Consider the following 24038-nt stretch of genomic DNA (forward strand, 5'->3'; position numbering starts at 1 on the left):
CTCGTTGCCCGGACGTTGAGGTAGATCAATGGAGGTCACCCGACGCCGATCATCCTGAGCGCGAACTCGCAGGTAAGGGGAGCCTGGTCCACCTCGTTTCAACAGCTCGCACAGCTCGGGAGCGTCACATGGCCGACATCATGACCCTGAAGAAATTCGAGGCGCTGAGCCCGTTCGAGATCAAGGACGAGCTGATCAATCTCGCCAAGGCGACATCGAAACGGACTCAGGCCGCGTTCCTGAACGCCGGCCGCGGCAATCCGAACTGGGTGGCCACCACACCGCGCGAAGGTTTTTTCCTGCTGGGCCAGTTCGCGATCACCGAAAGCAAGCGGGTCATGGAGCACCCGGCCGGGATTGGCGGCATGCCGCAGGCGAAGGGCATTGCGGCACGCTACGAGGCCTGGCTCGCCAAGCATTCCGACATGCCAGGCGCGAGCTTCCTGTCGGACATGCTGCCCTTTTCCGTCAAGAAATTCGGCTTCGAGCCGGACGCCTTCGTCCACGAACTCGTCGATTCCATCATCGGCGACAACTATCCGGTGCCGGACCGCATGCTGGTGCACAACGAAAAGATCGTGCACGAATATCTGATGTGGGCGGTTTGCGGTGAGCCGCGGCCGGCCGGCAAGTTCGACATCTATGCGGTCGAGGGCGGCACGGCGGCGATGTGCTACCTCTTCAAGTCGCTGAAGGCCAACCGCCTGCTGCTTCCCGGCGACACCATCGCGCTGGGAACGCCGATCTTCACCCCCTACATCGAGATGACGCATCTGGAGGATTACGACCTCAAGGTCGTCCAGATCAGGGCGCCGCAGGAAAACAAATTCCAGTTCACCGACGATGAGATCAAGAAGCTGGAGGACCCGAAGATCAAGGCCTTCTTCATTGTCAATCCCGCCAATCCCTCCGGGATGGGGGTCAGCCCGGAGACCATCGCCAAGCTCGGCAACCTGGTCAGGACCAAGCGACCCGACCTGATGCTGCTCACTGATGACGTCTACGGGACCTTCGTCCATGGCTTCCGCTCCCTGCTGGGCGAGCTCCCGCTCAACACCATCGGTGTCTATTCCTATTCGAAATATTTCGGCTGCACCGGGTGGCGTCTCGGCGCCATCGCCATTCATGAGGACAACATCTTCGACAAGATGATCGCGAAGCTGCCCGACGACGCCGTGAAGGCGCTCGACAAACGCTACGGGCCGCTGACGCTGGAGCCGCGCAAGCTGAAATTCATCGATCGCATCGTTGCCGACAGTCGCGACGTCGCGCTCAATCACACGGCCGGCCTGTCGCTGCCGCAGCAGGTGATGATGAGCCTGTTCTCTCTCGCGGAGATGATGGACGCGAAGAAGGCCTATCAGGCCGCCTGCATGGAGATCGTCAACAAGCGCCTGTGGGCGCTGCTCGACGGCCTCGGGCTTGCCGACAAGCTGTCGCCCAATCCGAACTACGACGCCTATTACGGCCTGATCGATTTCGAGTTCTGGGCGCGGAAGAACATCGGAGACGAAGCCGTCGACTATCTGAAGAAGCACATCCACCCGCTCGATCTCGCGTTCCGCTTGGCGGAAGCCCACGGGATCGTGCTCTTGAACGGCGGCGGCTTCGATGCCCCCGAATGGTCGCTGCGTGTGTCGCTGGCAAACCTTCCGGACGATGTCTACGACGATATCGGACGGGGTGTTCGTAGCATTGCGCGTGGCTATCGGGACGCCTACGAGGCGGCCAAGGCCGGCTCGAAGTAACGGCGAACCAATGGGGGTGCCGGTCGATCCGGATCACTCCGATATCAAGCCAAAGGGGAACGAAAGTCATGAGATACACTGCCATCGCCGCCGTCTTGATTGCTGCGTCCGCCGCCGTTGCCGGCTTCAGCACGCCGTCGCGTGCCGAGACCGGACAGGTGGCAGTCGTGTTCACCAAGGGCGGCTTCATCGTCGGCGTCGGCGGTGGCGAAGGTGTTCTGCTCCTTCGGGGTAAGAAATATCCCTTTACCGTATCCGGCATGAGCGTCGGCTTCACGATCGGCGCCTCGACCACCAAGCTGGTTGGCCGCGCCCTCAATTTGAGGGGACCGGCATCCATCGAGGGCTCCTACGCGGTGGGCGGAGCAGGTGGCGCCATTGCGGCGGGTGCGGGAGCCGTTCAACTGCAGAATGCCAACGGCGTGATCCTGCAGCTCAGCGGTCCGAAGGTCGGCGCCGAAGTGTCGGCTGCCGTGGGTGGTGTGACCATACGTTTGAAATAGACGCGGAGCGATCGGGCCGCCTCAGCGCGGCGCGATGCGCGCGGTCGAGGGTCGGCGTCCCTCCTGATCGAGGTCGAGCCAGGGAGTCGCCGGACATATTGCCATTGGGTGCCGTCCGCGATTTCGCGAGGCATCGTCGAAGGGCGGATCACGGCACCCTAATATCGAGGGAGGACTAGCCATGCTTCGTTATCTTCTCGCAGCTGTTGCGGCGTTCGTTCTTCTCACCGCTACTCTCATCCCCGATGATGCCTACGCCCGTCGTGGTGGCGGTGGTGGCGGTTATCGCGGCGGTGGAGGAGGCATGCGGGCCGGGGGCTTTCACGGTGGCGGCTATCGTGGCGGCGCGGTTCACGCCGGACGGATCCACGGCGGTGGCGGGCGCGGCTATCGCGTCGGAGGCCCACGACCGAGCCATCCGATCGCCGGTCGTCCGGGCCGTCCAGGTTACCCCGTTGCCGGTCGGCCAGGCCGCCCGGTCGCCGGTTATCCCCGCTACGGCTACCGCGGCGCAGCCTACGGTGCCGCCGCCGGGGCCGCCGCAATCGGAGCCTATGGATACTACAACAACAACTACAACAATGGCTGTTATCAGGACACCTACGGCAATTGGGTCTGTCCGCAGTATCCTAACCAGTATCGATACTGAGAACGCGCTGCTGACGGTCGGGACGGTGGTCCGTCAGCGGTGAGGGTTCCGGCGTCGAGCGATCGGGCCGCATCATCGCGCGGCCCGATCCTCGTCAATATCGTTCAGCGACGAAATTCATCCCGCGCAAGCTTGCCTGGTCATTGTAGCGGCCCTTGTCCGAGCGCCTCGGCAATTTGACCTTGTCCTTCTTGATGCGCTTGCAGGGAATTGACTTCAGCACATGTGCGATACAATTCAGCCTTGCGCGGCGTTTGTCGTCGGAGCGGATGATGTACCATGGCGCGTGCTTGGTGCTCGTCTTCCTGAGCATCAGGTCGCGGGCCCGCGAATAGTCGTACCAGCGCCGATAGGATTCCAGATCCATCGGGCTCAACTTCCATTGCCGCACCGGATCGTCGATGCGGGCCCTGAAACGGCGCTCCTGCTCGTCCATCCCCACTTCCAGCCAGATCTTGATCAGGATGATGCCGCCGTCGATGACGTATTTCTCCATCTGCGGACAGAGCGAGAGAAAGCGCTCGTGCTCGGCGGGCGTACAGAACCCCATCACATACTCGACGCCGGCGCGGTTGTACCAGCTCCGGTCGAAGATCACGATCTCGCCGCCGGCGGGAAACTGCTGCATGTAGCGCTGGAAGAAGAGCTGCGTCTTCTCTCGGTCGGATGGCGCCGGCAATGCAACCACGCGGAACACGCGCGGGCTGACTTTTTCGGTGATGGCCTTGATCGTACCGCCCTTGCCGGCGGCGTCGCGGCCTTCGAACAGGATGATGACCCGCAGCTTGTTCGCTCGGACATAGTCCTGGAGATGACACAGCTCGACCTGGAGCTTCTCCAATTCCTTCTCGTAGTCCTTGCGCTTCATCCGCTCGGCAGGCTTGTCCTTGGCCATGCTCGCCCTTTCGCCGTCAGGTCTCAGCTGGCGGTCCCGCGCTCAATCACCCCAGGAAATCGTGATGCCGATGTCCCCCGGCACGCCGCCGGGAAAATCGATGATCTGGTAGGCGATGCGATAGCCGCGTGGCTTCAGATGGTCGGTCCAGAGTTGGAAGATTTCCTTCGGGATGCCGGTCAACGTGCTTTCCCAGCCCTTCTCCATCTGATTGATGGCGCGGCCCTTGTCGGTGCATAGCGTGTTGGGGAAGCGATAGACCTGAACCTCGGTCAAGCCATTTCGCACCGCACGCTGGATGATGGTCGAGGCGAGCTTGACCTTCTCCTCTTCGGTCTTGCCAGAAGGCTTGCTGAGGCGTTCAATCAGGGCCCGTTTCTCGGCTTCGGCGGCGGCGGCAAGCCGCGCATATTCGTCCGCCTTCTCGGCCTCCTTGAGGGCTGCTTCCTTGCGGATCTGCGTGGCACTGGGGATGAGGTCATCGATGCCGGGCATGGCGGGCGGCTCCTGTTGGGCTGTTGCGCGTCGGCTTTCAGGCGAGGCTAGGTAGGGCCGCTCCAGGTCCGTTGATTCAGATCAAGCAATTGCGAGACCCGGTACCGACACTGCATTCGCCGCATTGACGTGAACACGCGGGCCGAAAGGGAGAGACCGTTGAGCGAGCAGCTTCATCCGATGGCCCCGCATCATCTGCCGTTCTATCTCGCGCCGGGAAGCGGGGTGGACACGCTGATGGTCGTGATGGGCATCTTCCTGATCGGTACCGTGCTCTGGGTTGGCACGCTTTATTGGAAACTGCACAGCCTGCCCGAGCGGATGGCGCACAAGTCACAGAAGCTGCAATTCGAATTCGTAGCCGTGCTCGGCCTGATCTCGCTCTTTACCCATATGCATATCTTCTGGGTGGCGGGCCTGTTGCTTGCGCTGATTGATCTCCCCGATTTCGGCACGCCGCTGCGCAGCATTGCCGGCTCCGTTGAGAGGATTGCTGACGCAACGCCGAGCGAAGCAGGCGACGTGGTGGCCGAGTCCCAATCGGACGCCGGGGCCGGTATACCGCCGACGGGGAAATCCGGTCCCGCGAAGGAGAAGGAGCACAGCCATGTTTGAGCTCATGTTCTGCTCTCTCCTAACGATCCTGCCCGACTATCTCTACCGCCGCTATGCCCAGGGCAAGCGCTTCGGCAAGGAGATCACCTTCTTCTCAATCTGGTACGAGCTGAGATGGGGCATCACGGGCTGCCTGATGCTGACGGTGTCGCTCATCACAATGATCTTCTACTTCCATCCTTCCACCACGTCGGCCGCGCTCTATTTCCGCACCGTGCCGATCCTGCCCGAAGGGGCGGGGCGGGTGGCCGAGGTCAAGGTTGGTTTCAGCGAACCGGTGAAGCAGGGTGACGTGCTGTTTACGCTCGACAGCTCCAGGCAGCGGGCCGCGTTCGAGACCGCCGCGCGCAAGGTCGCCGAGGTCGAAGCGTCCATGTTGGCGGCGCAATCCGACGTGGTCAGGGCCGAAGCTCAGATCCAGGAGGCCAAAGCCAATTATCAGCAAGCCAGGGATGAGCTCGACACCAAGTCCGACCTTCAGCGCCGCAATCCCGGCATCGTGCCGCAGCGCGACATCGAGAAGCTTCAGGTGCTGGTCGATCAGCGCCAGGCCGGCGTTGACGCGGCGACAGCCGTAAAGCAATCGGCGGCCTTGCAGGTCTCGACGCTCATTCCGGCGCAGAAGGCGAGCGCCGAAGCGGCGTTGGCTCAGGCCCAGGTCGATCTCGACAAAACCGTCGTTCGCGCCGGCGTAGACGGCCGTGTCGAGCAGTTCCTGGTCCGCACCGGCGACGTCGTCAACCAGTTGATGCGGCCGGCCGGCGTGCTGATCCCGGAAGGCGCCGGCCGCGGGGCCCTACAGGCGGGCTTCGGCCAGATCGAGGCGCAGGTGATGAAGGAAGGCATGCTCGCCGAAGCCACCTGCATTTCGAAGCCCTGGGTGATCATCCCGATGGTTGTGACGACGGTGCAGGACTACATCGCGGCCGGACAGTTCCGCTCCGGCGAACAGTTGATCGATCCGCAGAACATCGCGCGGCCCGGCACCATCCTGGTTTATCTCGAGCCGCTCTACAACGGCGGCCTTGACGGCGTGACGGCGGGCAGCAGCTGCATTGTCAACGCCTATACCAGCAATCACGAGGAGATCAGCGCAAAGGACACAGGCACCTTCCGCAAGATCGCGCTGCATGTGGTCGATGGCGTCGGCCTTGTGCACGCGCTGCTGCTACGTATCCAGGCGCTGCTGCTGCCGATCAAGACGCTCGTTCTGAGCGGACATTGATGCGGCGAGCCCCCCGCGGGCGCCAGCAAGGTCGACCTTGACTCCGCTGCCATGGCCGATTTCGACGAAATTACACCGGGCACACCGTCAGGAGCGAAGAAATGACCCAGTCGCGCAAATTCATCGTTTGCGCGTCCGCGGCACTCGCCCTTGCCGCGGGATTGTCCATGAATGGGACAAACCGTCTCGCTGACGGCGCCCTCTTCTCAGAGGCGCAGGCAAGAGTAGGGCGGCCGCTGACCCCCATGAGCTATGCCGGGGTGGCCCGTCGAACGACCCGACTGGCGGTGGCTGTTGGCGCAGCGGCGGGTGCGGCGGGAGCCTATTATGGCTCGTCCTGCGTGCAGGTCGTGGACGCCTACGCCCGGGTCACAACGCGCTGCTGATGCGATGGCGCGAGGAAGATTGGCGCCTGCACGATTTGCGCTAGAGTGTGGCCGGGAGGCGGTTACTCTCGTGGAGAAAGCATGAGCGGGCGCATCGCTATGGCCCCGATCAAGTCAAGCTGGCCGATCATCGTTGCACGTCTCAGTCTGTGTTTGCTGGTCTGGGGCGCAATGGTGCCGGCGGCCCTTGCCGCCGATCGCAACGAGCCAAAACGGCTCCTGCTGCTCCATTCCTTCGGCCGGGATTTTCGTCCTTGGAGCGAATATGCCCGGAGCATCAAGGCCGAGTTCGAACAGCAATCCTCGTTTGCGCTGGACATCCAAGAGCACACGCTTCTCTCAGCGCGGTTCAACAGTCCCGGACCGGAGGCGCCGTTCGTCGATTATCTGCGCTCGCTTTACCGGGCCAGTCCGCCCGACCTCGTGATGAGCCTCGGAGCGCCGGCGGCGCGGTTCGTTCAGAAATATCGCGAGCAGCTCTTCCCGGATACACCGCTGGTGATGACGGCGGTCGAGCAGCGGCTGGTGAACCGGGGGGCACTGACCCAAAACGATGTCGTCATTCCGGTTCGCAACGACTTCACAGCATTCTTCGGCAGCATTCTTCAGGTGTTGCCGGAAACCCGGACCGTTGCCGTCGTCATTGGCGCCTCGCCGCTGGAGAAGTTCTGGCTCGACGAAGTCAAACGGGAGGCTAAGCCCTTCGAGGACCGGTTCGAATTAATCTGGTACGCAGACCTGTCGTTTGAGGAGATATTGAAGCGCGCCTCCACGCTGCCTCCACATACGGTGCTGTTCTGGCAACTGATGTCGGTCGATGGTGTCGGCGTCGCCCACGAAGGTGATCTAGCATTGCGCCGGCTGCACGCGGTCGCCAACGGGCCGATCTTCTCCTATCAGGAAGCATTTTTTGGCCGCGAGACCGTCGGCGGCCCGATGCACTCGATATCCGAGTCCAGCAAGGAGACTGTCAGCGCGGCGCTTCGCATCTTCGCGGGCGAAAAGCCGGGCGACATCAAGATCGAACCGATCGGATTTGCCGCGCCGAGATACGACTGGCGCGAGATGCAGCGTTGGGGCATCAGCGAGAGCGATTTGCCGACGGGAAGCGAGGTTCTATTTCGCGAGCGGGGGCTCTGGGAAAGATATCGTTGGCAAATGGCAATGATCGCAGCAGCGTTCCTAGTCCAGGCCGGGCTGATCAGCGGGCTACTCCACGAACGTCGCCGGCGCCGTCTGGCGGACGTCGAGTCGCGGCAGCGCCTGGCGGAGCTCGCGCATCTCAGCCGCTATGCGGCCGCCGGGGAGATGACGACCTCCATCGCGCACGAGCTGAACCAGCCGCTCGGCTCGATCCTGACCAACGCCGAGACGGCGGAGCTCATGCTGAAGAGCGCCTCGCCGAACCTCGATGAACTCAGAGCCATCCTGGCCGACATCAGGCGCGACGATCAGCGGGCAAGCGAAGTGATTCGACGGCTGCGCAGCATGCTGAAAAAAACGCCCTTTGAAATTCGAGACATTGAACTAAACAATACCGTGCGGGATGTCATCGGGTTCGTCGCAGATGTGGCCAAGGGACGCGGCGTCGTGTTGAACTACCTTCCGGCGACGGCCGAACTTCGTGTCCGGGGCGATCCGATTCACCTGCAACAGGTTGTTCTCAATCTCGTTGTCAACGCCTTGGACGCGATGTCCGAAATTCAGACAGGCAAACGCGAAATCAACGTAACGACGAACGTTTCCGGTGCTTGGGCGGAGATCCGGGTTGGCGACACCGGCGCCGGCATTGCGACGGATGATCTCAAGAGCATTTTCAATCCATTTTTCACCACCAAGCCGCAGGGCATGGGCATGGGCCTGGCCATAGCCCGCACCATCGTCGAGGCGCACCACGGCACGATTTCCGCCGCGAACGCGCCCTCCGGCGGGACGCTGTTCAAGATCAAGCTCCCGATCGCGCGCCAGGCTTTCGCGTTGCAGCAGCACGATTAGCGCAGCCGAGACGCAGCCATTTCCCTTGATCTTTGTCAAAGAACGGTCGGGCCGCGGACCGATCCTCCAAATTGTGACTCCGATGGAGGATGTGATGCTTCGCTGTGCCAGGACCGTGATCGCGCTTGCGCTGTTGATGGCCATCCCGTCCGTCGCCTCGGCGCAGACGGCCGACAAACCTGCTGCTCCAACCGCTCAGCCGCAAGCGGCAAGCCAGGCTCCGCCAAGCGCCGAGCTCCTGAAGCCCGAGCAGCTCGAAGCACTGGTGGCGCCGATCGCGCTCTATCCTGACGAGCTGCTGGCCAATGTGCTGGCCGCGTCGACCTATCCGCTGGAAGTGGTGCAGGCCGATCGCTGGCTCAAGGAACACAAGTCGCTGAAGGGCGATGCGCTCAAGACCGAGGTCGAGAAGCAGGCCTGGGACGACAGCGTCAAGGCGCTCGCCAGCACGGCGGACGTTCTGACGATGATGAGTGACAAGCTCGATTGGACCAAGAGCCTGGGTGATGCCGTGCTCGCGCAGCAGCCGGACGTGATGGATGCGATCCAGCGATTGCGCACCAAGGCCTATGACAACAAGAAGCTCGTTACGACCAAACAGCAGAAGGTCAGTGTTCAGACGCAGGAAAACAAGCAGGTGGTCGTCATCGAGCCGGCCGAGCCGGGAACGATGTACGTGCCGTACTACGAGCCGGCCACCGTTTACGGGGCCTGGCCCTACGCGGACTACCCACCTTATTACTTCGGGTATCCGTCCTATATCGGCGCAGGCGTGATCGCGGGGGGGCTCGCTTTTGGGACCGCCTGGGCGATCGGACGCTGGGGCAATTACTGGGGCGGCGGCTGCAACTGGGGCAACCGCAACGTCTATGTCAATCACCGGACCACCAACATCGGAAATGGCTGGCAGCACAATCCGGCGCACCGCCAGGGCGTGCGTTACAACAACACCAATGTTCAGCAGCGTTTTGGCAACAACAATCTGAAGGCGGGCGCCGCGGACCGGATGGATTTTCGCGGCCGCGACGGCCAGCAGGTACTCAAGGATCGTCCGGGCGCCGGTGCCGCTGATCGTGCAGGAGATCGAGCGGGTGACCGCACCGGCGACCGCGCGGGTACGCGGGACCGGCCCGGTGGCGGCGATCGCGCCGGCGCTGCGGACCGCGCCAAGGGGAGTGCGAAGGGCGGAGGCGATCGAGCCAAGGGCGGTGGTGACCGCGCCAAGGCCGCCAACCGCGGCGGCGCTGGTGCCGGCAACCGCGCAGCGTCTGCCAATCGCGGTGGTGGAGGTAGCCGCGGCGGTGCCATGAACGTTTCCTCTGGCCGGGCGGCTGCAGCGGCCTCCGCCCGCGGGCGGTCGAGTATGGCGAGCATGCCCCGCGGTGGCGGTGGGGCGAGCTTCGCCGGGCGTGGCGGTGGCGGCATGTCTGCCGGAGGCGGCTTCCGAGGAGGCGGCGGCGGACGGGGAGGCGGCGGCGGCCGGCGCTCCGACATTGCGCTGAAGCACGATGTCGTCTTGCTCGGCTATCTCGCCAACGGCCTCGGCTATTACCGCTTCAGCTATCTCGGCAGCCACAAGGCCTATGTCGGTGTCATGGCGCAGGAGGTCGAACGCGTGAAGCCGGAGGCGGTGACCCGCGGCAACGACGGTTATCTGCTTGTCCACTACGACAAGCTCGGATTGAAATTCCGAACCTACAGCGATTGGCTCGCCCGTGGTGCGAGGATCCCTGCGGAGGTCGCGCCATGAATGTTCTGAAGTCACTTCATCGCGCGGCGTTGCCAGGCATCATGGCGCTGGTACTGCTGAGTTCGACGGCGCCCGCGCAGCAATCCTTTTCTACGCCCGAGGATGCAGCGGCAGCGCTTGCCTCTGCGGTCAAGGGAGGTCCGGCCGATATTCTCAAGGTGCTCGGCAGGGCTGCTGACGACATCGTCTCGTCCGGCGACGAGGTCGCCGATGCAGACATACGCCAGCGCTTCACGTCGATGTATGATGCCAAGCATTCGATCAAGGCGGAAGGCAACAAGAAGGCCACGCTGATGCTGGGGCCGGACGACTTCCCGTTCCCAATTCCACTCGTCAATGCAAAGAGCGGCTGGGAATTCGACACGGCCGAGGGACGGATCGAGGTTCTCTATCGTCGCATCGGCCGCAACGAGCTCGACGCGATCCAGACTGCGCTCGCCTATGTCGATGCCCAGAATGAATATGCCGACAAGGATCGCGGCGAGGGCGTGGGCGTCTACGCGCAACGCATCGTCAGCAGCCCGGGCAAGAAGGACGGCCTGTTCTGGCGCGACGATAGCGACCCGAGCCCACTCGGTGCACTGGCGGCGGAAGCCTCGGCCGAAGGCTATAAGGCCGGAAGTGCAGAGCCGAGCCCATATCATGGATACTATTTCCGTATCCTGAAGGGGCAAGGGGCGGATGCGCCCGGCGGTGCTCTCAACTACGTCGTCAAGGGCAAGATGATCGGTGGCTTCGCCCTGATCGCCTGGCCAGCCGAATACGGCAATTCCGGCGTCATGACCTTCCTGGTCAATCACGCTGGTACCGTCTACCAGAAGGACTTGGGAGAGCGCACCGAATCTATCGCCCAGCGCACGACGCTGTTCGATCCGGACCAGACCTGGAAGAAGGTCGATGCCGCAAAACCCTGAGAGCAGCAGGCGAGCGTGGCTGCGTTGGATTGCCCGGTACCTGGCAGCAATCGCGTTGCTCGCGTTCATCATTCCCGCCACGCCGTCACATGCGCAAGCTAGTGGTCACGTCGAGGTCAAAATCGCGAAGGCGGGATTGCTGATTGGCGGTGGCGCCGGCAGCGGGGTACTGACCTATCGAGGGCGCGTCTATCCCTTCAGGGTGTCGGGCCTGAGCTTCGGCATCACCGCCGGCGCAACCGTCGGGCGACTGGCGGGGCGGGCGTCAGGCATCAGAGAGGTGCGCGATTTCGCCGGCACCTACACCTCCGTCGGCGGCGGAGCCGCCCTCGTCGGCGGCATCAACGGCGCTCACCTGCGCAACGAAAAGGGCGTCACGATCGTGCTGCAAGGTCCCAAGGCGGGCATGGAATTCGCCGCCAATCTCAGCGCAATCACGATTACGATGAGATGAGGCGGTTTTGAAATGGTGCTGCCGCCGGTCCTGCGCAAGACCGGATCACATCTCGCGTCATGTCGCGATCGGACTTGCGAGCGTCTTTGGGAGCAGTCAGGATAAGCGAGCTACGGTAATCAATTCCAAACCGGAAGACGCTGATGCGAACACTCTTTCCATTCTGTGTCGCCCTGGCCTGTCTCTGGGCAGCGATGACCCTGAGCTCGTCCAGCGCGAATGCAGTATTCTGGCGTGGCCTGACCGCACCAACCAACATCGACTACCACGGCTACACAATCATCAAGGAGCCTCGGCCAAGCCCCTGCCAGTGGATACGGGTCAACGGCTATTACGTCCGCCAATGCGTACGCTAGCTGCTGTCCGTGCTTCGTGTGAAGTGCCGGCGATTGGTCATCTCGGTGCTGTCCGCTATTCAAGGTCGGGAATGGCTGGATTCGGCCGATCGGTAGAACAGAGCGCACCGACATTGGCGGCTGAATAGCGCCCTCAGTCCGCGATTGCGTTCAACTCCTCAACGCTCTTTCTGCGATCGACAACGCCGTGCATCGTCATGCCCACGATGGCTGAGCGATCGGCAAGCGCCAGCGCGTTGTCGCGCGTCGACCGAACGCCGGCCGCTCGGCGAAATGGTTAATCGAGCGAGGAGTACCCCTTATGCTCCGCATCACCCCTCTATGGAGCACGCGAAACCCTCCGAGCGAACATTATAAAAGAATCCAGTTGGCGCAGGGGTTTTTCGCCAACGAACATTCCGAAGTCTGTCATCTCCAAGGAAGGGATCCTCCTATGTTGACGTACTATATTGAGACGAGAGAAGCGTTGAAGCGTCTGCGCACGGACCAGGACGGCGTGGTGTCGTTCGAGTACATTATCGTCGCAGTTTGTATCGTTGGCGCAGTCGGTGCTGTGTTCGGTGGTGGAGCTGGTGGCCAGATCGGCGCAGCGCTGACTACCGGGATCACCGCTATCACCACTGCTTTCGCTACGGCCATCGCTGGTTGATACAGCCATTTTGACGCCAGAGGGGGGCAATCCAGGCTGCCCCCCCTCCTGCAAGAGTGCTCCCCAACAAATTTGCCTTCCGCTTCTTTGAGGCGTGCATTTGATGAATTGGATTGCTCCCACAGCCTCGCTTCTGCAAATCCTATTGTTGCTCTATGTCGCAACGATCGATGTCGCGACGCGCTTGATCCGAAACGAAATTTGTCTGGTGCTGGCGTTCCTCGGGATCGTCACTCAATTGCCCAACGCGATCCAAATTGCCGAGTCGCTGATAGCCGCCGCGATCCTCTTTCTGCTGCTGTTTGTCCTATACACGCGCGGTGGAATTGGCGGCGGCGACGTCAAGTTGCTGACTGCGTTGGCGATCGGCTTTCCGCTGACGGGCGTAATTCAGTTGCTGACCGTTACCGCATTGGCTGGCGGCATTCTCGCCCTGGTGCATCTGCTGATGCGCCTCCTGCCATATCCCAGGCTCGCGCCCGCCGGCTCGTCGCTCATGCGCCGCGTCTACGCGGTCGAGCGGTGGCGACACTTGCGACACGCACCGCTGCCTTACGGGGTGGCCGTAGCATGCGGTGGCATTTGGACCATTTTCAGTCGAGGACTTTGACATGTCATCCGCGTTGCGTCTCTCGATCATCATAGTTCTGTTGCTGGCAACCGCCGCGTTCGGGCTTATTGCCTACAACATGAACCTGCCGAAACAGGTTCCGGTAGCGGTCACGGAGCAGGGGCCGGCGCCTCCTTCGACTGTCGGGTACTTTGTTGCGGCACGTCCGCTATCGAGAGGTACATTGGCCCGCGATGAAGATTTCGCTGTGCGGTCGGCGCTGCCTGAACGTCTTCCAGCCGGGGCGATTCTCGAAACGCCCGACGCGAAGGCCGGACTTACCGGCTCTCTGGTTCGCAAATTCGTCGAGGCCGGCAGTCCAATTACCCTGCAGGACGTGCTGCGGCCGCGAGATCGCGGTTTCCTGGCCAGCGTCTTGGCCCCGGACAGCCGGGCAATCAGCATCAAGGTTGACGAGGAGTCGGGCGTCTCGGGGCTGATCAGGCCCGGTGATCATGTCGATGTCTTGTTGACCCAGGTGTTCGAGAAGGCAGACCCCGCGCGTCGGGCCCTGAGCGAAGTCGTTCTGGGCAACGTTCGAGTCATTGCGATTGACCAGGAGATTGTGCAAGGCGGGCGAACCGTTAGCTCTTTGGCCGGCAAGCAAGCGCAAACAGTGTCGTTGGAGCTTGCGCCAGACCAGGTCAAGAAGATCACAGTCGCAAAGCAGATCGGAACGATCTCGCTGGCCGTACGGGCAGCAGTCGAGCAGTGGGATACGGCGGACACTGGCGCCATGTCCAGCTGCGATGTGTCGCCGGAAATTGCTCGCCAGAATGCAGTTGCCGGCCGGACTGCTGCGGTAGTCATTCATACTGGCGGTCAGGTCAAGCAATACTCAGTCAGGAAGGACTCAGGCGACGGGGACGCTATGGTCAACTGCGATGGGTCGGAAGTTTCCCACCGGGGTGCGACGATGGTGGTGCAGGCAGGCAAGTTGCTGGAGAAACGTTGATGAGCGTTAACATTGCAGTCGTCAGTTCGCCTGAAGAAGCTACATCTGTTCTAGCTCGCAACCGGATCGTCTGTTTTGTAAATGACGAGCTTAGTGCTGCGGCTCTGCGCAAGGGCCTCGAAGGCAGCAACATATCGATCAGGCGTGGCACGATCCGTAACGCCATACGGATGCTCGAAACCGACACGGATATATCCGCGTTGGTGACGGACATCAGCGGCATCGATGACCCATTTGCCGAGCTGGAAAGGCTGGCCGGCGTCTGTCCACCCGACGTCCGGGTGGTTCTGATCGGTGAGAGCAGGGAGATCACATTCTATCGCGAGCTCATGGAACTCGGCCTGACCGAGTATCTGCCGAAGCCGATTACGCGGGATATGGTACTGGACCAGCTGCGCCCAAAGCTGCTTGGCGATGTGGCCCATAGTCAGCCTGATCGTGGCGGGCATGTGATCTCGATCTGCGGGGCGCAGGGCGGCGCCGGAGCGACGAGTATCGCCATCAACCTCGCCCTGCAGCTTGCCGAGACCACCAAGGCCAAGGTCGCGCTGCTCGACCTTCACCTACAAGCCGGCGAAACAGCCGTGATGTTGGGTGTACGGCCTGGGCCAGGGCTCCGTATCGCCTTGGAGAACCCGATGCGGGCGGACACGTTGTTCCTCGAGCGCGCGGCAATTGAGGTCAACGAGCGGGTTTGCCTGATTTCCGCTGATGAGGAGCTGGATGCGCAGCTCGACATCACCGAAGCGGGCGTGAGGCACGTGCTCGGTCTGCTCCGCCAACGGTTCAATTACATCGTCGTCGATGTACCGGTCCCATTTCCGCCATCCATCCATCCGGTGATCACTCTTTCTCGTCACGTGCTGGTGCTACTGGAAGCCGAGGTGACCGGACTTCGCAACGCGCATGCACTGCGCGCCGCTGTCACCAACATCGCCGGCAAGGATCGGGTCTTCACTTTGCTTAACCGTGCCGATCGCCCCGGCGGCCTCCCCAGAGCCGCGATTGTCAAGGCCTTGGGGGCAGAACCAGACATGGTGGTACCCGATCTCGGGAAGGGGATGACTCAGGCGGTCAATCTCGGAATTCCCGCGCTCAAGCACGTATCAGCACTGCGGCGTCACCTCGCCCCGATTGTAAGGGAGATCACGGGGCTCGGCGCCGAGCGGAAGGGACGGTTGAGGAGGCTTCTGGGACTATGAAGACCTTCGGTAGGCGCGACGACGATACGCCAGCTCCTTTGCCTGCAGTGACGCCATTGCCTGCGTCGACGCCGAGCTTGCCTGCATCTGCGCCCAGGCAAGCGCCTTCGACTCACCGGCCCTTGATGCCAGCCTCGCTTCGCGAGCGAGTCATCGAGCAGATTGATCCGTCGGTTGCCGCAACGGTTTCGCGGGATGTCCTTCGGCGGCAGATCGAGGAAATCATTCATGGAATCGCCAACGAGGAACGACTTGAACTGTCGGGTCGCGAGCAGATTCAGCTAGCGGACGAGATTGCGGACGACATGACCGGCTATGGGCCGCTGCGTCCGCTTCTGCTCGATCAATCAATCAACGATATCATGGTGAACGGTCCGAGCAACGTCTACGTGGAGCGAAGCGGCAGGCTGGAACGAATTGCGGTGCGATTCCGCGACAATGATCACATCGCCTCCGTCGCTCAGAAGATTGCCGCGCAGGTTGGTCGGCGCGTCGACGAATCCAGCCCGATGGTGGATTGTCGCCTGCTGGATGGAAGCCGCGTCAACATCATCCTCCCGCCGCTGGCGATTCATAGTCCGTGCATCTCCATCCGAAAATTTCCAAGCCTTCGTTTGGATATGGCCGGATTGATCGAAAACGGCTCAATGACCGCGGCCATCGGACAATTGCTGGAGGTCGCCGCCCGGTCTCGGCTCAACGTTCTGGTCTCCGGCGGCACCGGATCCGGTAAGACGACGCTCTTGAATGCGATGAGTCAGTACATCGATCACAGCGAACGCATTGTCACGATCGAGGATGCGGCAGAATTGCAGCTTCAGCAGCCGCACGTGGTCAGCCTGGAGACCCGGCCTCCCAGTCTCGAAGGCACAGGGCAGGTGACACAGCGCGATCTCTTGTGGAATGCGCTGCGCATGCGTCCTGACCGGATCGTCGTGGGCGAGGTGCGCGGCGCGGAAGCATTTGACATGCTGCAGGCGATGAACACCGGCCATGATGGTTCCATCTCCACGGTGCATGCCAACAGCACCCGTGATGCCCTGACCCGCATCGAGAACATGGTGCAGATGGGGCAGGTTAATCTACCGTCGCGCGCCATTCGAACTCAGATCGTCGCGGCGCTGGATCTCATTGTGCAGGTCGAACGCATGCGGGACGGACAGCGCCGTATCATTCAGATCAGCGAGGTAATCGGGCTGGAGGGGGACGTGATCACCACCAATGACATCGCAGCCTTCGAGTACCAGGATGAGGATGTGCATGGGCGGTTATCGGGCACCTACAGGTGCAACCTTGCAACCCCGAAATTCAAAAGCCGTCTTGTCTATTACGGGCTGGATGGAGCTTGGGCCGAGGCGATGAGGCAAATATGATGCCGGAGTCCGTGATCGTCACTGTTCTGGCGCTCGCGATGTGCGCAGCAGCCACTGCGTTGTGGCTCGACGCTCGGGAAAGGCGCATCGATCGCCGGCTGGCGGTTGCGCTGCCAGCCTCACATCCAGCCAACCTGCTGTCCATTCGCCGCACGGAGACCGGATCCCAGACTCTGTTCCTTCATCGGCTGGTCAATTACAGTCCCGAGATACCGAACATTTGGCATCCGGCCTATGTGTTGGTTGCCGGTGCGTTCGCAGGGGCAGCAACCCTCTATGCGATTAGCCAGCTTGGATATTCCATTCTCTACGGGGGAATTGCCGCTGCAATCGCAGCCATCAGCGTGATGCGAGGGCTGTTTGGATGGCAGCAACGTCGCGTCGCCCTTCAGCTTTTTCGACAGCTGCCTGATGCGATCCAGCTGGTGACGAGTACGGTTCGATCGGGTTTGCCTGTGCACGAAGCATTCCGCGCCCTCGCGCGCGAAATGCCGCAACCAACAGCTGGGCAGTTTGCCATCGTATGCAACGAGGTGAATCTGGGGAGACCTCCAGCGGAAGCTGTCGAAGGTGTCTATCGCCGAACGCAAGTGGCCGAGTATGCGATGTTTGCGGTGACACTTGCAGTCCAGTTGAAGTCAGGTGGCAGCTTGGCCGAAACCTTGCAGAACCTGGGCGACACTGTGAGGCAGCGTGTTGCGCTAGCTGCTCGCGCCAAGGCGCTGGCGGGAGAGGTGATCTTTTCCTCGCGAGCGCTGACAATCTCGCCCTTGATTGGAGGCGGGGTACTCTACGCGTCCAATCCACAAACAGTTGATCTCTTGTTCACCGATCCGGTTGGAAACAAGCTGCTCGCTTACGCGGTAGCCTCGGTGCTTGTCGGAGCCTTGGTGATAAGCTGGATGGTCAGAAGGGAAACACAACTATGACTTTTGGTCTCGGTCTGGTGGCCCTCGCAGTGGCAGCGGGGAGTGCGACCAGCCTGTTGATTATCCGCGAGATACACATTCGTACTGTGGATGCACGGGTGGCAAACGCAGTGATGGGCGGTGCTGGCGGGGCAACACCCTTCCAAGACGTGACCGGTTGGTTTTCATGGCTCGGCACGCGGTATCGCCGTTTCTACGCTGAGGAGAATCTGGATCAACTACGAACGATCCTTCAATCATCAGGTTTTAATCATCGTCGAGCGTTGCCGACCTGGATCGGTGTCAAAGCCGTCGCCATGTTCCTATGCCCAATCATCGCCGGGTGTGTCGCTCAGCTTTTCGCGAAGTCAATGACGGATGTACTGGTCTTCACACTCATGGGCGTGATGGTCGGAATCTTGGGGCCACGATTGATACTGGCGGTGCTGAAGCGGCGGTTTGATGCTGCCATTCGGGTGGGCACACCGGATATGATCGATTTGCTGGTCGTGTGCAGCGAAGCGGGAATGGGCCTGGAGAGCGGGCTCGCTCGCGTCGCGCAAGAAATGAGCGAGACCAATCCCCCTATGGCCCGGGTCCTACACTGCCTTCTTGATGATCTCCGGATACTGCCAAATCGCAGCGACGCATTCGATAAACTAGGAACTACATCGGATGGGCTTCGCCGATTCGGCACCATGGTCGCTCAAAGCCTGCAATACGGAACGCCGGTGGGCCAGGCTCTGCGGAATATCGCTGTCGACCTCCGGCGAGAACGCATTACCAAGCTTGAAGAAAGAGCACACAAGTTAGGCGCCAAGCTGACCATTCCGATGGTGCTGTTCCTGCTTCCAGCCATGTTCGTCGTTTTGGGAGGAAGTCCCATTCTGCACCTGGTGCGTTCGTTCGCCAGCTTCGGTAAATAGCGATGAGCACGGTTGCCCTGTCGAAAACCTCCTCTTACGACCGGACGATGCAACTGTTCGGCGGTATGTGGTTCATGCTGCTGGCGCTTGGTGTCGCCTTCAATATTGGATCATCGGCCGATAAACCGTGGCCGTCGCTCCTGTCGAGTGTTTGCCTTGGTGCCTTCTACGTTCTTCTGGCGCTATTGACGATGACGCGGTCGCCGGCAAAGGCGCAAGCGGATGGCGTCCTCCCAAGAATAGCGGCGTTCGTCGGCACCTATATGCCATGGACGATCGCCTTCTTCGGCAAGAGCGACCAAGCGTTACCAAACCTGGCATCCACCGCTTGCGTGTTGATCGGCATGATCATGATGCTGATCACCATCCGACACCTTGGTAGGTCATTCAGTCTGGTGCCACAGGCGCGCAATGTGGTGCAAACGGGCCCGTACCGGTGGATCAAGCACCCGCTCTACCTTGCGGAAGAAATCGCGGTGTTGGGAGTAGTGCTGAGAAATCCGACGCCGCTGACCGCGGTCTTGCTCGTCCTGCATATCGGCGTCCAGGTATGCCGAATTCTTTACGAAGAAGACCTGCTTCGGCGCAACTGCCCTGAATATTCCAGCTACGAGGCATCGCGTTGGAGAGTGGTCCCTTATGTTTGGTGAACGACTATGCGTGGCCGAATTGTCATGGACGTGGTTCAAGTCGCTACTGCTCGGGCTCGGCGATCGGGAGTGGTAAGTATCGGTCGAGCCAGGCGCGCGTGTGCTAAGAATTCTTTCATCGCGCATCAGCGCGGCGCCGTCGCGTTCGAGACATTGATCGTTTACCCGGTCTTGGTGGCGTTCCTGCTCATGCCGCTCGCCGACGTAGCCGCCGCGGGCTTCCAATTTATCTCGGCGTGGACGGCGTTGCGCTCCTTCGGGCAGTATGTGCAGTACTATAATCCGCTCGGCCCCGACGGCACGGTGACCTGGAGGCCGGGGCTACAGACAACAGTCGCTGGTCATACGATCGGCAATCTCCGGGTTGTATGCGGAGACGCAGGCGCTACCTGTTCGCCGAGCAATATTGATTTCCCCAAGTATATTACATTTTCGACAACCATCACTTTGGCTCCGATTGTCTTGAGACGGGTACTGTGCCCCACCACCTGTACGTTCACGCTGCCTTACTCAGAACGCTTCCAGTAGGGTGTTTCCATGCGTAATCTGCTCCGTTCGCGACAAGGCTCGGCCGCATTCGCAACAGTCATCGCCCTCGTGCCGCTCATCGGAGCGGTCGCACTCGGGGCGGAGGCCGGATCATGGTACGTCACCCACCAGCACGCGCAGAACGCCGCCGACTCGGCGGCCTACTCGGGCGCCTTGCGGCTTTCATGCACGATGGCTGGCGCGGCCTGCGGTACACAATCGGTGGATTATCTGGCCAAGGAATTTGCGGCACAGAACGGGTTTTGCAACTCAAGTCCGCAGGACAGCACGCCCTATCCCGGCACCCAGTGCGCGCCCAGTCTTCCGAACAGAATCTCGCGAGCCGTGCAGATCGATATCGGCACATACACTGCGGGCACGTTCACAACGCCACCTGCAGGCACCGGCAACGCCGTTCGCGCCAGGGTCAGCCAGCAACAACCGGCCTACTTGGCGGCAGTGCTGGGTTTGACGACCGTCAACATCCCGGCCCAAGCCATCGCGCTGGTCCAGCAGCCGACCAAGGCGTGCGCTTTGGCGCTTGGACCTGACTCAGGCGCACTTAAGCTTGCCGGTAACCTCAGCAACAACGGAACTGGCTGCGCGCTGATGTCGGATACCAGTGTTCAACTTGCGAGCACTCCATCTTTCACCGGTTCGGGATGGGCGGTTTATGGTGTAAGTGGCTGCACCCCCTCAGGCACCTGCAGCAATATTAGCGTGCCGCACAACTATTTCATGACGTACGCTAACAATCCGCTCAGGAAACTGGACACCGAATCGTTCAACAGTAGGACTGGCAATACAAGCCCGTCATGCCCTGTTCAGGCGGATGGGTGGAAGCATTGCGCGCCGAATAGCGCGGGGACAGGAGCTTACGGCAATTTCACGGTGCAGAACGGGGACAAGTACGTCTTGGACCCGGGAACATACATCTTCTCCAAGGCAACTATAAAGGTCACCGGCGGACAACTGAAAGGCACAGGCGTAACCTTGGTATTGCTCGGAGATTCGCAGCTTACCATCAACGGGGGTACGGTTGACCTCTCCGCACCTGCCACGAACAGTTTCTCTTCTGATCTGAATGGCGTCCTGATTGACGATCAGGCTCCGACCAAGACCAGCAACAAGGTCACCATAAACGGTAGTGGTCTAGTTAGCCTGGGCGGGGCCATGTACTTCCCCAAGGTCGACGTTAGCTGGAGCGGAACGACTGCCAGTACCAATACGACCTGTTCACAAGTGATCGCGAAAACGCTCGACATGAGCGGTGGCGGCTACCTGAGCACGCAAGGGTGTGCTCCGGCGACCATCATTTACACCCAAGTTGTCGCGTTGGTGCAATGATGAGAAAGCTCGACAATCGCGGCGCCTCGGCCTTCGAGCTTATCCTCGTGTTCGTGCCGCTTTTTACATTGATGTTCGCCATCATCGATCTCGGACGCTATGCAATCACGATGCAGTCCTTGCGGACGCTCGCGAGCGCCGGCGCCCGGGCGGTCATGATTAGCTGCTACACGCCCGACATGGTCCAAAGCCCGCCGCAGTCGCCGGCCGGCTGCACCGGGGATCCCCTGTCCTTGACGGCTAAGCAGAATGCGGCGCCATTCCTGTATTTCGGCCGTCTCACGCCGACGCTGACCGTGGGGGCCAGCACCGACAATTTGACTGTTACGGCTTCTCAAGCGGGCTTTACCATGCTGATGCCGATATGGGGCACAGCATTGAACGCGCCGAGCGCGTCTACCAAGATTCCTTTCTAGTTGGTCGCCTGGAATGCACCCGGGTACCGTAAGCGACAGACCAGGCCCCTTTGCCTGAACAGGTTTTCCGAAAACCGATAGGGTGGTTCCATGGGAGAGCAGCGGGAGCCCGCCTCAAGGTCGCGACGCTATGGGATAGTTCCCGATATGCGAAAAGTGGTGCGCGCTGGCAACATCGGAGAGTTTTCTCTGCTGTTGTGGCAGTGCGGTAAGGCTCTCATCTTGCAAGGAGGCGCCATCAGGGAGGATGATGTTGGAAATACGAAATAACGATTTGTAATTGGATGAACTGTAATCTCTGCAACGTGGTACGCGCAGGGGAACTTTTGGGGACATCGAGCACGTAGATTTGCGGGGACGGCCGCGGATCGCGGTGGGGGGACTCGAATGGGCGGCGGTCGCGTTTCAGGTAAGACGGTAGCGAGGCTTCTCGCCTTCGGCGTGATGGGTCTTGGCGCAGCGGTGGCCTTGTGTGGGCCCGCTGACCGCGCGGAGGCTGCAGACCGGCGGGGTTCCTCCGGCGGCGTCTTTGTCAGCGAAATGAACGACGTCCAGCGGGTCAGGGTGGTCGTCAACAAGTCGCGCACCTTCAAGGTCGATACCGCTTTTGCGACGATTATCGCGGGCTCGCCTGACATCGTCGACGTGAAGTCGCTGAGCGACCACATGATCTATGTCCAGGGCAAGCAGACCGGCACCACCAACGTCATTCTGTTCGACAGCGCGATGAAGCAGATCGGGGTCCTCGACGTCGAGGTCGTGATCGATACGGGCAATTTGCAGCAGAACATCCGGACCGGCACCGGCATGCAGGGTGTTCGCGTCTCGGCCTCCGAGGGCCAGGTGGTGCTCAGCGGAACCGCCGTCGACGCGGTTGCGGCCGAGCGGGCTATGGCAATCGCCACCAGCACCGTTGCGAAAGGAGGCACCGTCGTCAACGCGATGAGCGTCGCGGCACCGCAGCAGGTGATGCTGGAGGTGCGCTTCCTTGAGGTCAGCCGGGAGGCCGGTCGAAACCTCGGGGTGAACCTTTCTGCGGCGAACGCCAACGGCACTAACATTGGTAATTCTGGGCTAGGTCGTGTGACCGCCGCCGGTCGAACACCGATCGGTGGTATCAACACCGCCAACGGTCCCCTCGGTGCGGGCGGGGGGCCTGTTGGTAGTGCCCCGACAGGCAGCCTTCCGGTACTCGGAACTCTGGGGACGCTCGCCGGTACTGCAGGAGGCATCGCGCCGGCCCCCTTCGGAACCTTGTTGACCAGTCTTATTCGAACCAGCAACGGCGGTTCGGTGGACATGCTGATCTCTGCATTGGAAACTAAGGGACTGGCACGCCGGCTGGCGGAGCCGAACTTGACTACGCTGTCCGGCGACGCCGCCCGCTTCCTCGCCGGCGGTGAGTTTCCAGTGCCGATACCGACCCAGACGACGAACGGTTTTCCCACCATCACGATTGAATACAAAAAGTTCGGTGTTGAGCTCGCCTTCGTCCCTACCGTGCTCTCCCGCGGCGTGATCAACCTTCGGGTTGAGCCGTCGGTGAGTGAACTTGATTTCGCCAATGCGGTGACGATCCAGGGGACGACCGTTCCTGCGCTGACCCGCCGCGACGCGCGAACCACGGTTGAGTTGCGCGATGGCCAGAGCTTTGCAATCGCCGGCCTGTTGCAGACCCGCAATCGCCAGGACGTTTCGCAATTGCCCTGGATCGGCTCGGTGCCAGTGATTGGAACCTTGTTCAGCAGCAAGTCGTACCAGCAGGAGGAAACGGACCTCGTCATCATCGTCACGCCGCGCCTGGTTGCGCCGGCGGCACCCGGTCAGCAGCTGGCGTCTCCGCTCGACTCCCGCCTTCCGGCCAATGACGTCGATTTCTTCCTCAATGGCCAGATGGAAGTCCGCAAGCGCTACGATGACTACGTCAATTCCGGTGGCGACGTGAAGGGTCCTTACGGCCACATCATCGCTCCTGAGCTCAGGACGCCCGTTCCGCCCCCGGCCGCCGCCAACCAGCCGGTCGTAAAGACCCTCAACTAGGAGCGAGAGATGACCAAAAGGTATCTGGTTCTGTTCGCGCCTTTGCTGCTCGGGGGATGTTACGGCCTCGCCGGTAACGACGAGATGGACCGCTACTTCCAGCGTTCCAATACCATCACCATGAGCGCCGGCGATGCCAAAGAGGTCAACGCCGTCACACATACGATCCATCCATGGCCGCGTAACGTCGGTGATCGCAGGATCGCATATGACGCTCGGCGCGTGGGCGCCGCGGTCACACGCTATGGCAAAACGCAACAGCCGGTGGATCAGCTTCCCGACATAAGCGATCCGACGAGGCAAATGGGCGTGCGGACGACGCCGACGCAGAACGTCAACATCGAGGGATTGGGGGCAGGTTCGTCAACCGGCGTGTCGGTACCGGTCGGCGGAACTGGCGGAGCACCGAACAGGTAGAGGAGCCAAGGGCCTTAGCTTTGGGAAATTCA

23 protein-coding genes are annotated in these 24038 nt (G+C 61.2%); 21 read left to right on the top strand and 2 right to left on the bottom strand.

Features of this window, described 5'->3' with window-relative positions:
• The first annotated feature begins 128 nt into the window (after nt 1–128).
• From aspD to BJA_RS17265, 3 genes are all read left to right on the top strand, one after another.
• Nucleotides 129–1748, top strand: a complete 1620-nt coding sequence (aspD, locus tag BJA_RS17255) for an aspartate 4-decarboxylase (RefSeq protein ID WP_011086261.1) — start codon at nt 129–131, stop codon at nt 1746–1748.
• A gap of 68 nt (nt 1749–1816) precedes the next feature.
• Nucleotides 1817–2251 carry a hypothetical protein gene (locus tag BJA_RS17260; RefSeq protein WP_011086262.1) on the top strand — a complete coding sequence of 145 codons (435 nt, stop codon included), beginning with the start codon at nt 1817–1819 and terminating at the stop codon, nt 2249–2251.
• Between the two features lie 181 nt (nt 2252–2432).
• Complete coding sequence (locus BJA_RS17265) at nt 2433–2900, top strand: hypothetical protein (protein WP_011086263.1); 468 nt, start codon at nt 2433–2435, stop codon at nt 2898–2900.
• Between the two features lie 94 nt (nt 2901–2994).
• Here the strand turns inward: BJA_RS17265 and ppk2 are convergent, their stop codons facing one another.
• Together ppk2 and BJA_RS17275 are read right to left on the bottom strand one after the other, a co-directional pair.
• Complete coding sequence (gene ppk2 / locus BJA_RS17270; protein WP_011086264.1) at nt 2995–3795, bottom strand: polyphosphate kinase 2; 801 nt, start codon at nt 3793–3795, stop codon at nt 2995–2997.
• Between the two features lie 42 nt (nt 3796–3837).
• Nucleotides 3838–4290: a hypothetical protein gene (locus tag BJA_RS17275; RefSeq protein ID WP_011086265.1), complete on the bottom strand. Its 453-nt coding sequence runs from the start codon at nt 4288–4290 to the stop codon at nt 3838–3840.
• A gap of 180 nt (nt 4291–4470) precedes the next feature.
• Here BJA_RS17275 and BJA_RS17280 point away from each other — a divergent pair, with 180 nt between their 5' ends.
• From BJA_RS17280 to BJA_RS17365, 18 genes are all read left to right on the top strand, one after another.
• Nucleotides 4471–4905, top strand: coding sequence for a hypothetical protein (locus BJA_RS17280; RefSeq protein WP_038965970.1), 435 nt, complete (start codon nt 4471–4473; stop codon nt 4903–4905).
• Complete coding sequence (locus tag BJA_RS17285) at nt 4898–6130, top strand: HlyD family secretion protein (RefSeq protein WP_011086267.1); 1233 nt, start codon at nt 4898–4900, stop codon at nt 6128–6130. Before BJA_RS17280 ends, BJA_RS17285 begins: the two co-directional genes overlap by 8 nt.
• Nucleotides 6131–6597: 467 nt before the next feature.
• Entirely contained in the window at nt 6598–8511 is a 1914-nt protein-coding gene (locus BJA_RS17290) for a sensor histidine kinase (RefSeq protein WP_038965958.1), read from the top strand.
• Nucleotides 8512–8605: 94 nt separating this feature from the next.
• Nucleotides 8606–10261, top strand: coding sequence for a DUF3300 domain-containing protein (locus BJA_RS17295; protein ID WP_038965969.1), 1656 nt, complete (start codon nt 8606–8608; stop codon nt 10259–10261).
• Entirely contained in the window at nt 10258–11175 is a 918-nt protein-coding gene (locus BJA_RS17300; protein WP_011086271.1) for a DUF2950 domain-containing protein, read from the top strand. The genes BJA_RS17295 and BJA_RS17300 overlap by 4 nt, the downstream gene beginning before the upstream one ends.
• Nucleotides 11159–11629 (top strand): hypothetical protein, encoded by a 471-nt coding sequence (locus tag BJA_RS17305; protein WP_011086272.1) that lies wholly within the window; start codon nt 11159–11161, stop codon nt 11627–11629. Before BJA_RS17300 ends, BJA_RS17305 begins: the two co-directional genes overlap by 17 nt.
• Nucleotides 11630–12286: 657 nt before the next feature.
• Nucleotides 12287–12634: a hypothetical protein gene (locus tag BJA_RS43835; protein WP_011086274.1), complete on the top strand. Its 348-nt coding sequence runs from the start codon at nt 12287–12289 to the stop codon at nt 12632–12634.
• A gap of 103 nt (nt 12635–12737) precedes the next feature.
• Entirely contained in the window at nt 12738–13244 is a 507-nt protein-coding gene (locus BJA_RS17315) for an A24 family peptidase (RefSeq protein WP_038965956.1), read from the top strand.
• Nucleotide 13245: 1 nt separating this feature from the next.
• A complete protein-coding gene (gene cpaB / locus BJA_RS17320; protein ID WP_038965955.1) occupies nt 13246–14199 on the top strand; it encodes a Flp pilus assembly protein CpaB in 954 nt (317 codons plus the stop codon).
• Entirely contained in the window at nt 14199–15401 is a 1203-nt protein-coding gene (locus BJA_RS17325) for an AAA family ATPase (RefSeq protein WP_038965954.1), read from the top strand. The genes cpaB and BJA_RS17325 overlap by 1 nt, the downstream gene beginning before the upstream one ends.
• Nucleotides 15398–16774: a CpaF family protein gene (locus BJA_RS17330; protein ID WP_011086278.1), complete on the top strand. Its 1377-nt coding sequence runs from the start codon at nt 15398–15400 to the stop codon at nt 16772–16774. The genes BJA_RS17325 and BJA_RS17330 overlap by 4 nt, the downstream gene beginning before the upstream one ends.
• Nucleotides 16771–17703 (top strand): type II secretion system F family protein, encoded by a 933-nt coding sequence (locus BJA_RS17335; protein WP_038965953.1) that lies wholly within the window; start codon nt 16771–16773, stop codon nt 17701–17703. The genes BJA_RS17330 and BJA_RS17335 overlap by 4 nt, the downstream gene beginning before the upstream one ends.
• A complete protein-coding gene (locus BJA_RS17340) occupies nt 17700–18608 on the top strand; it encodes a type II secretion system F family protein (protein WP_011086280.1) in 909 nt (302 codons plus the stop codon). Before BJA_RS17335 ends, BJA_RS17340 begins: the two co-directional genes overlap by 4 nt.
• Nucleotides 18609–18610: 2 nt before the next feature.
• A complete protein-coding gene (locus BJA_RS17345) occupies nt 18611–19258 on the top strand; it encodes a methyltransferase family protein (protein WP_011086281.1) in 648 nt (215 codons plus the stop codon).
• A gap of 537 nt (nt 19259–19795) precedes the next feature.
• Entirely contained in the window at nt 19796–21133 is a 1338-nt protein-coding gene (locus tag BJA_RS17350) for a TadG family pilus assembly protein (protein WP_011086282.1), read from the top strand.
• Nucleotides 21133–21549, top strand: coding sequence for a TadE family protein (locus BJA_RS17355; RefSeq protein ID WP_236842216.1), 417 nt, complete (start codon nt 21133–21135; stop codon nt 21547–21549). Before BJA_RS17350 ends, BJA_RS17355 begins: the two co-directional genes overlap by 1 nt.
• A 387-nt stretch (nt 21550–21936) precedes the next feature.
• A complete protein-coding gene (locus tag BJA_RS17360; RefSeq protein WP_011086284.1) occupies nt 21937–23589 on the top strand; it encodes a type II and III secretion system protein family protein in 1653 nt (550 codons plus the stop codon).
• A 9-nt stretch (nt 23590–23598) separates the two neighbouring features.
• Nucleotides 23599–24006: a hypothetical protein gene (locus BJA_RS17365; RefSeq protein ID WP_011086285.1), complete on the top strand. Its 408-nt coding sequence runs from the start codon at nt 23599–23601 to the stop codon at nt 24004–24006.
• Nucleotides 24007–24038 lie beyond the last annotated feature (32 nt).

Source organism: Bradyrhizobium diazoefficiens USDA 110, assembly GCF_000011365.1.
Classification (GTDB): domain Bacteria; phylum Pseudomonadota; class Alphaproteobacteria; order Rhizobiales; family Xanthobacteraceae; genus Bradyrhizobium; species Bradyrhizobium diazoefficiens.

Bases quoted from the DNA above. Each gene is read 5' to 3' on its own strand.
- BJA_RS17325 (WP_038965954.1), top strand. From the start codon at position 14,199: ATGAGCGTTAACATTGCAGTCGTCAGTTCGCCTGAAGAAGCTACATCT.
- aspD (WP_011086261.1), top strand. From the start codon at position 129: ATGGCCGACATCATGACCCTGAAGAAATTCGAGGCGCTGAGCCCGTTC.
- BJA_RS43835 (WP_011086274.1), top strand. From the start codon at position 12,287: ATGCTCCGCATCACCCCTCTATGGAGCACGCGAAACCCTCCGAGCGAA.
- BJA_RS17285 (WP_011086267.1), top strand. From the start codon at position 4,898: ATGTTTGAGCTCATGTTCTGCTCTCTCCTAACGATCCTGCCCGACTAT.
- BJA_RS17260 (WP_011086262.1), top strand. From the start codon at position 1,817: ATGAGATACACTGCCATCGCCGCCGTCTTGATTGCTGCGTCCGCCGCC.
- BJA_RS17290 (WP_038965958.1), top strand. From the start codon at position 6,598: ATGAGCGGGCGCATCGCTATGGCCCCGATCAAGTCAAGCTGGCCGATC.
- BJA_RS17280 (WP_038965970.1), top strand. From the start codon at position 4,471: ATGGCCCCGCATCATCTGCCGTTCTATCTCGCGCCGGGAAGCGGGGTG.
- BJA_RS17305 (WP_011086272.1), top strand. From the start codon at position 11,159: ATGCCGCAAAACCCTGAGAGCAGCAGGCGAGCGTGGCTGCGTTGGATT.
- ppk2 (WP_011086264.1), bottom strand. From the start codon at position 3,795: ATGGCCAAGGACAAGCCTGCCGAGCGGATGAAGCGCAAGGACTACGAG.
- BJA_RS17345 (WP_011086281.1), top strand. From the start codon at position 18,611: ATGAGCACGGTTGCCCTGTCGAAAACCTCCTCTTACGACCGGACGATG.
- BJA_RS17340 (WP_011086280.1), top strand. From the start codon at position 17,700: ATGACTTTTGGTCTCGGTCTGGTGGCCCTCGCAGTGGCAGCGGGGAGT.
- BJA_RS17295 (WP_038965969.1), top strand. From the start codon at position 8,606: ATGCTTCGCTGTGCCAGGACCGTGATCGCGCTTGCGCTGTTGATGGCC.
- BJA_RS17350 (WP_011086282.1), top strand. From the start codon at position 19,796: ATGCGTAATCTGCTCCGTTCGCGACAAGGCTCGGCCGCATTCGCAACA.
- BJA_RS17365 (WP_011086285.1), top strand. From the start codon at position 23,599: ATGACCAAAAGGTATCTGGTTCTGTTCGCGCCTTTGCTGCTCGGGGGA.
- BJA_RS17355 (WP_236842216.1), top strand. From the start codon at position 21,133: ATGAGAAAGCTCGACAATCGCGGCGCCTCGGCCTTCGAGCTTATCCTC.
- BJA_RS17360 (WP_011086284.1), top strand. From the start codon at position 21,937: ATGGGCGGCGGTCGCGTTTCAGGTAAGACGGTAGCGAGGCTTCTCGCC.
- BJA_RS17330 (WP_011086278.1), top strand. From the start codon at position 15,398: ATGAAGACCTTCGGTAGGCGCGACGACGATACGCCAGCTCCTTTGCCT.
- cpaB (WP_038965955.1), top strand. From the start codon at position 13,246: ATGTCATCCGCGTTGCGTCTCTCGATCATCATAGTTCTGTTGCTGGCA.
- BJA_RS17275 (WP_011086265.1), bottom strand. From the start codon at position 4,290: ATGCCCGGCATCGATGACCTCATCCCCAGTGCCACGCAGATCCGCAAG.
- BJA_RS17300 (WP_011086271.1), top strand. From the start codon at position 10,258: ATGAATGTTCTGAAGTCACTTCATCGCGCGGCGTTGCCAGGCATCATG.
- BJA_RS17315 (WP_038965956.1), top strand. From the start codon at position 12,738: ATGAATTGGATTGCTCCCACAGCCTCGCTTCTGCAAATCCTATTGTTG.
- BJA_RS17335 (WP_038965953.1), top strand. From the start codon at position 16,771: ATGATGCCGGAGTCCGTGATCGTCACTGTTCTGGCGCTCGCGATGTGC.
- BJA_RS17265 (WP_011086263.1), top strand. From the start codon at position 2,433: ATGCTTCGTTATCTTCTCGCAGCTGTTGCGGCGTTCGTTCTTCTCACC.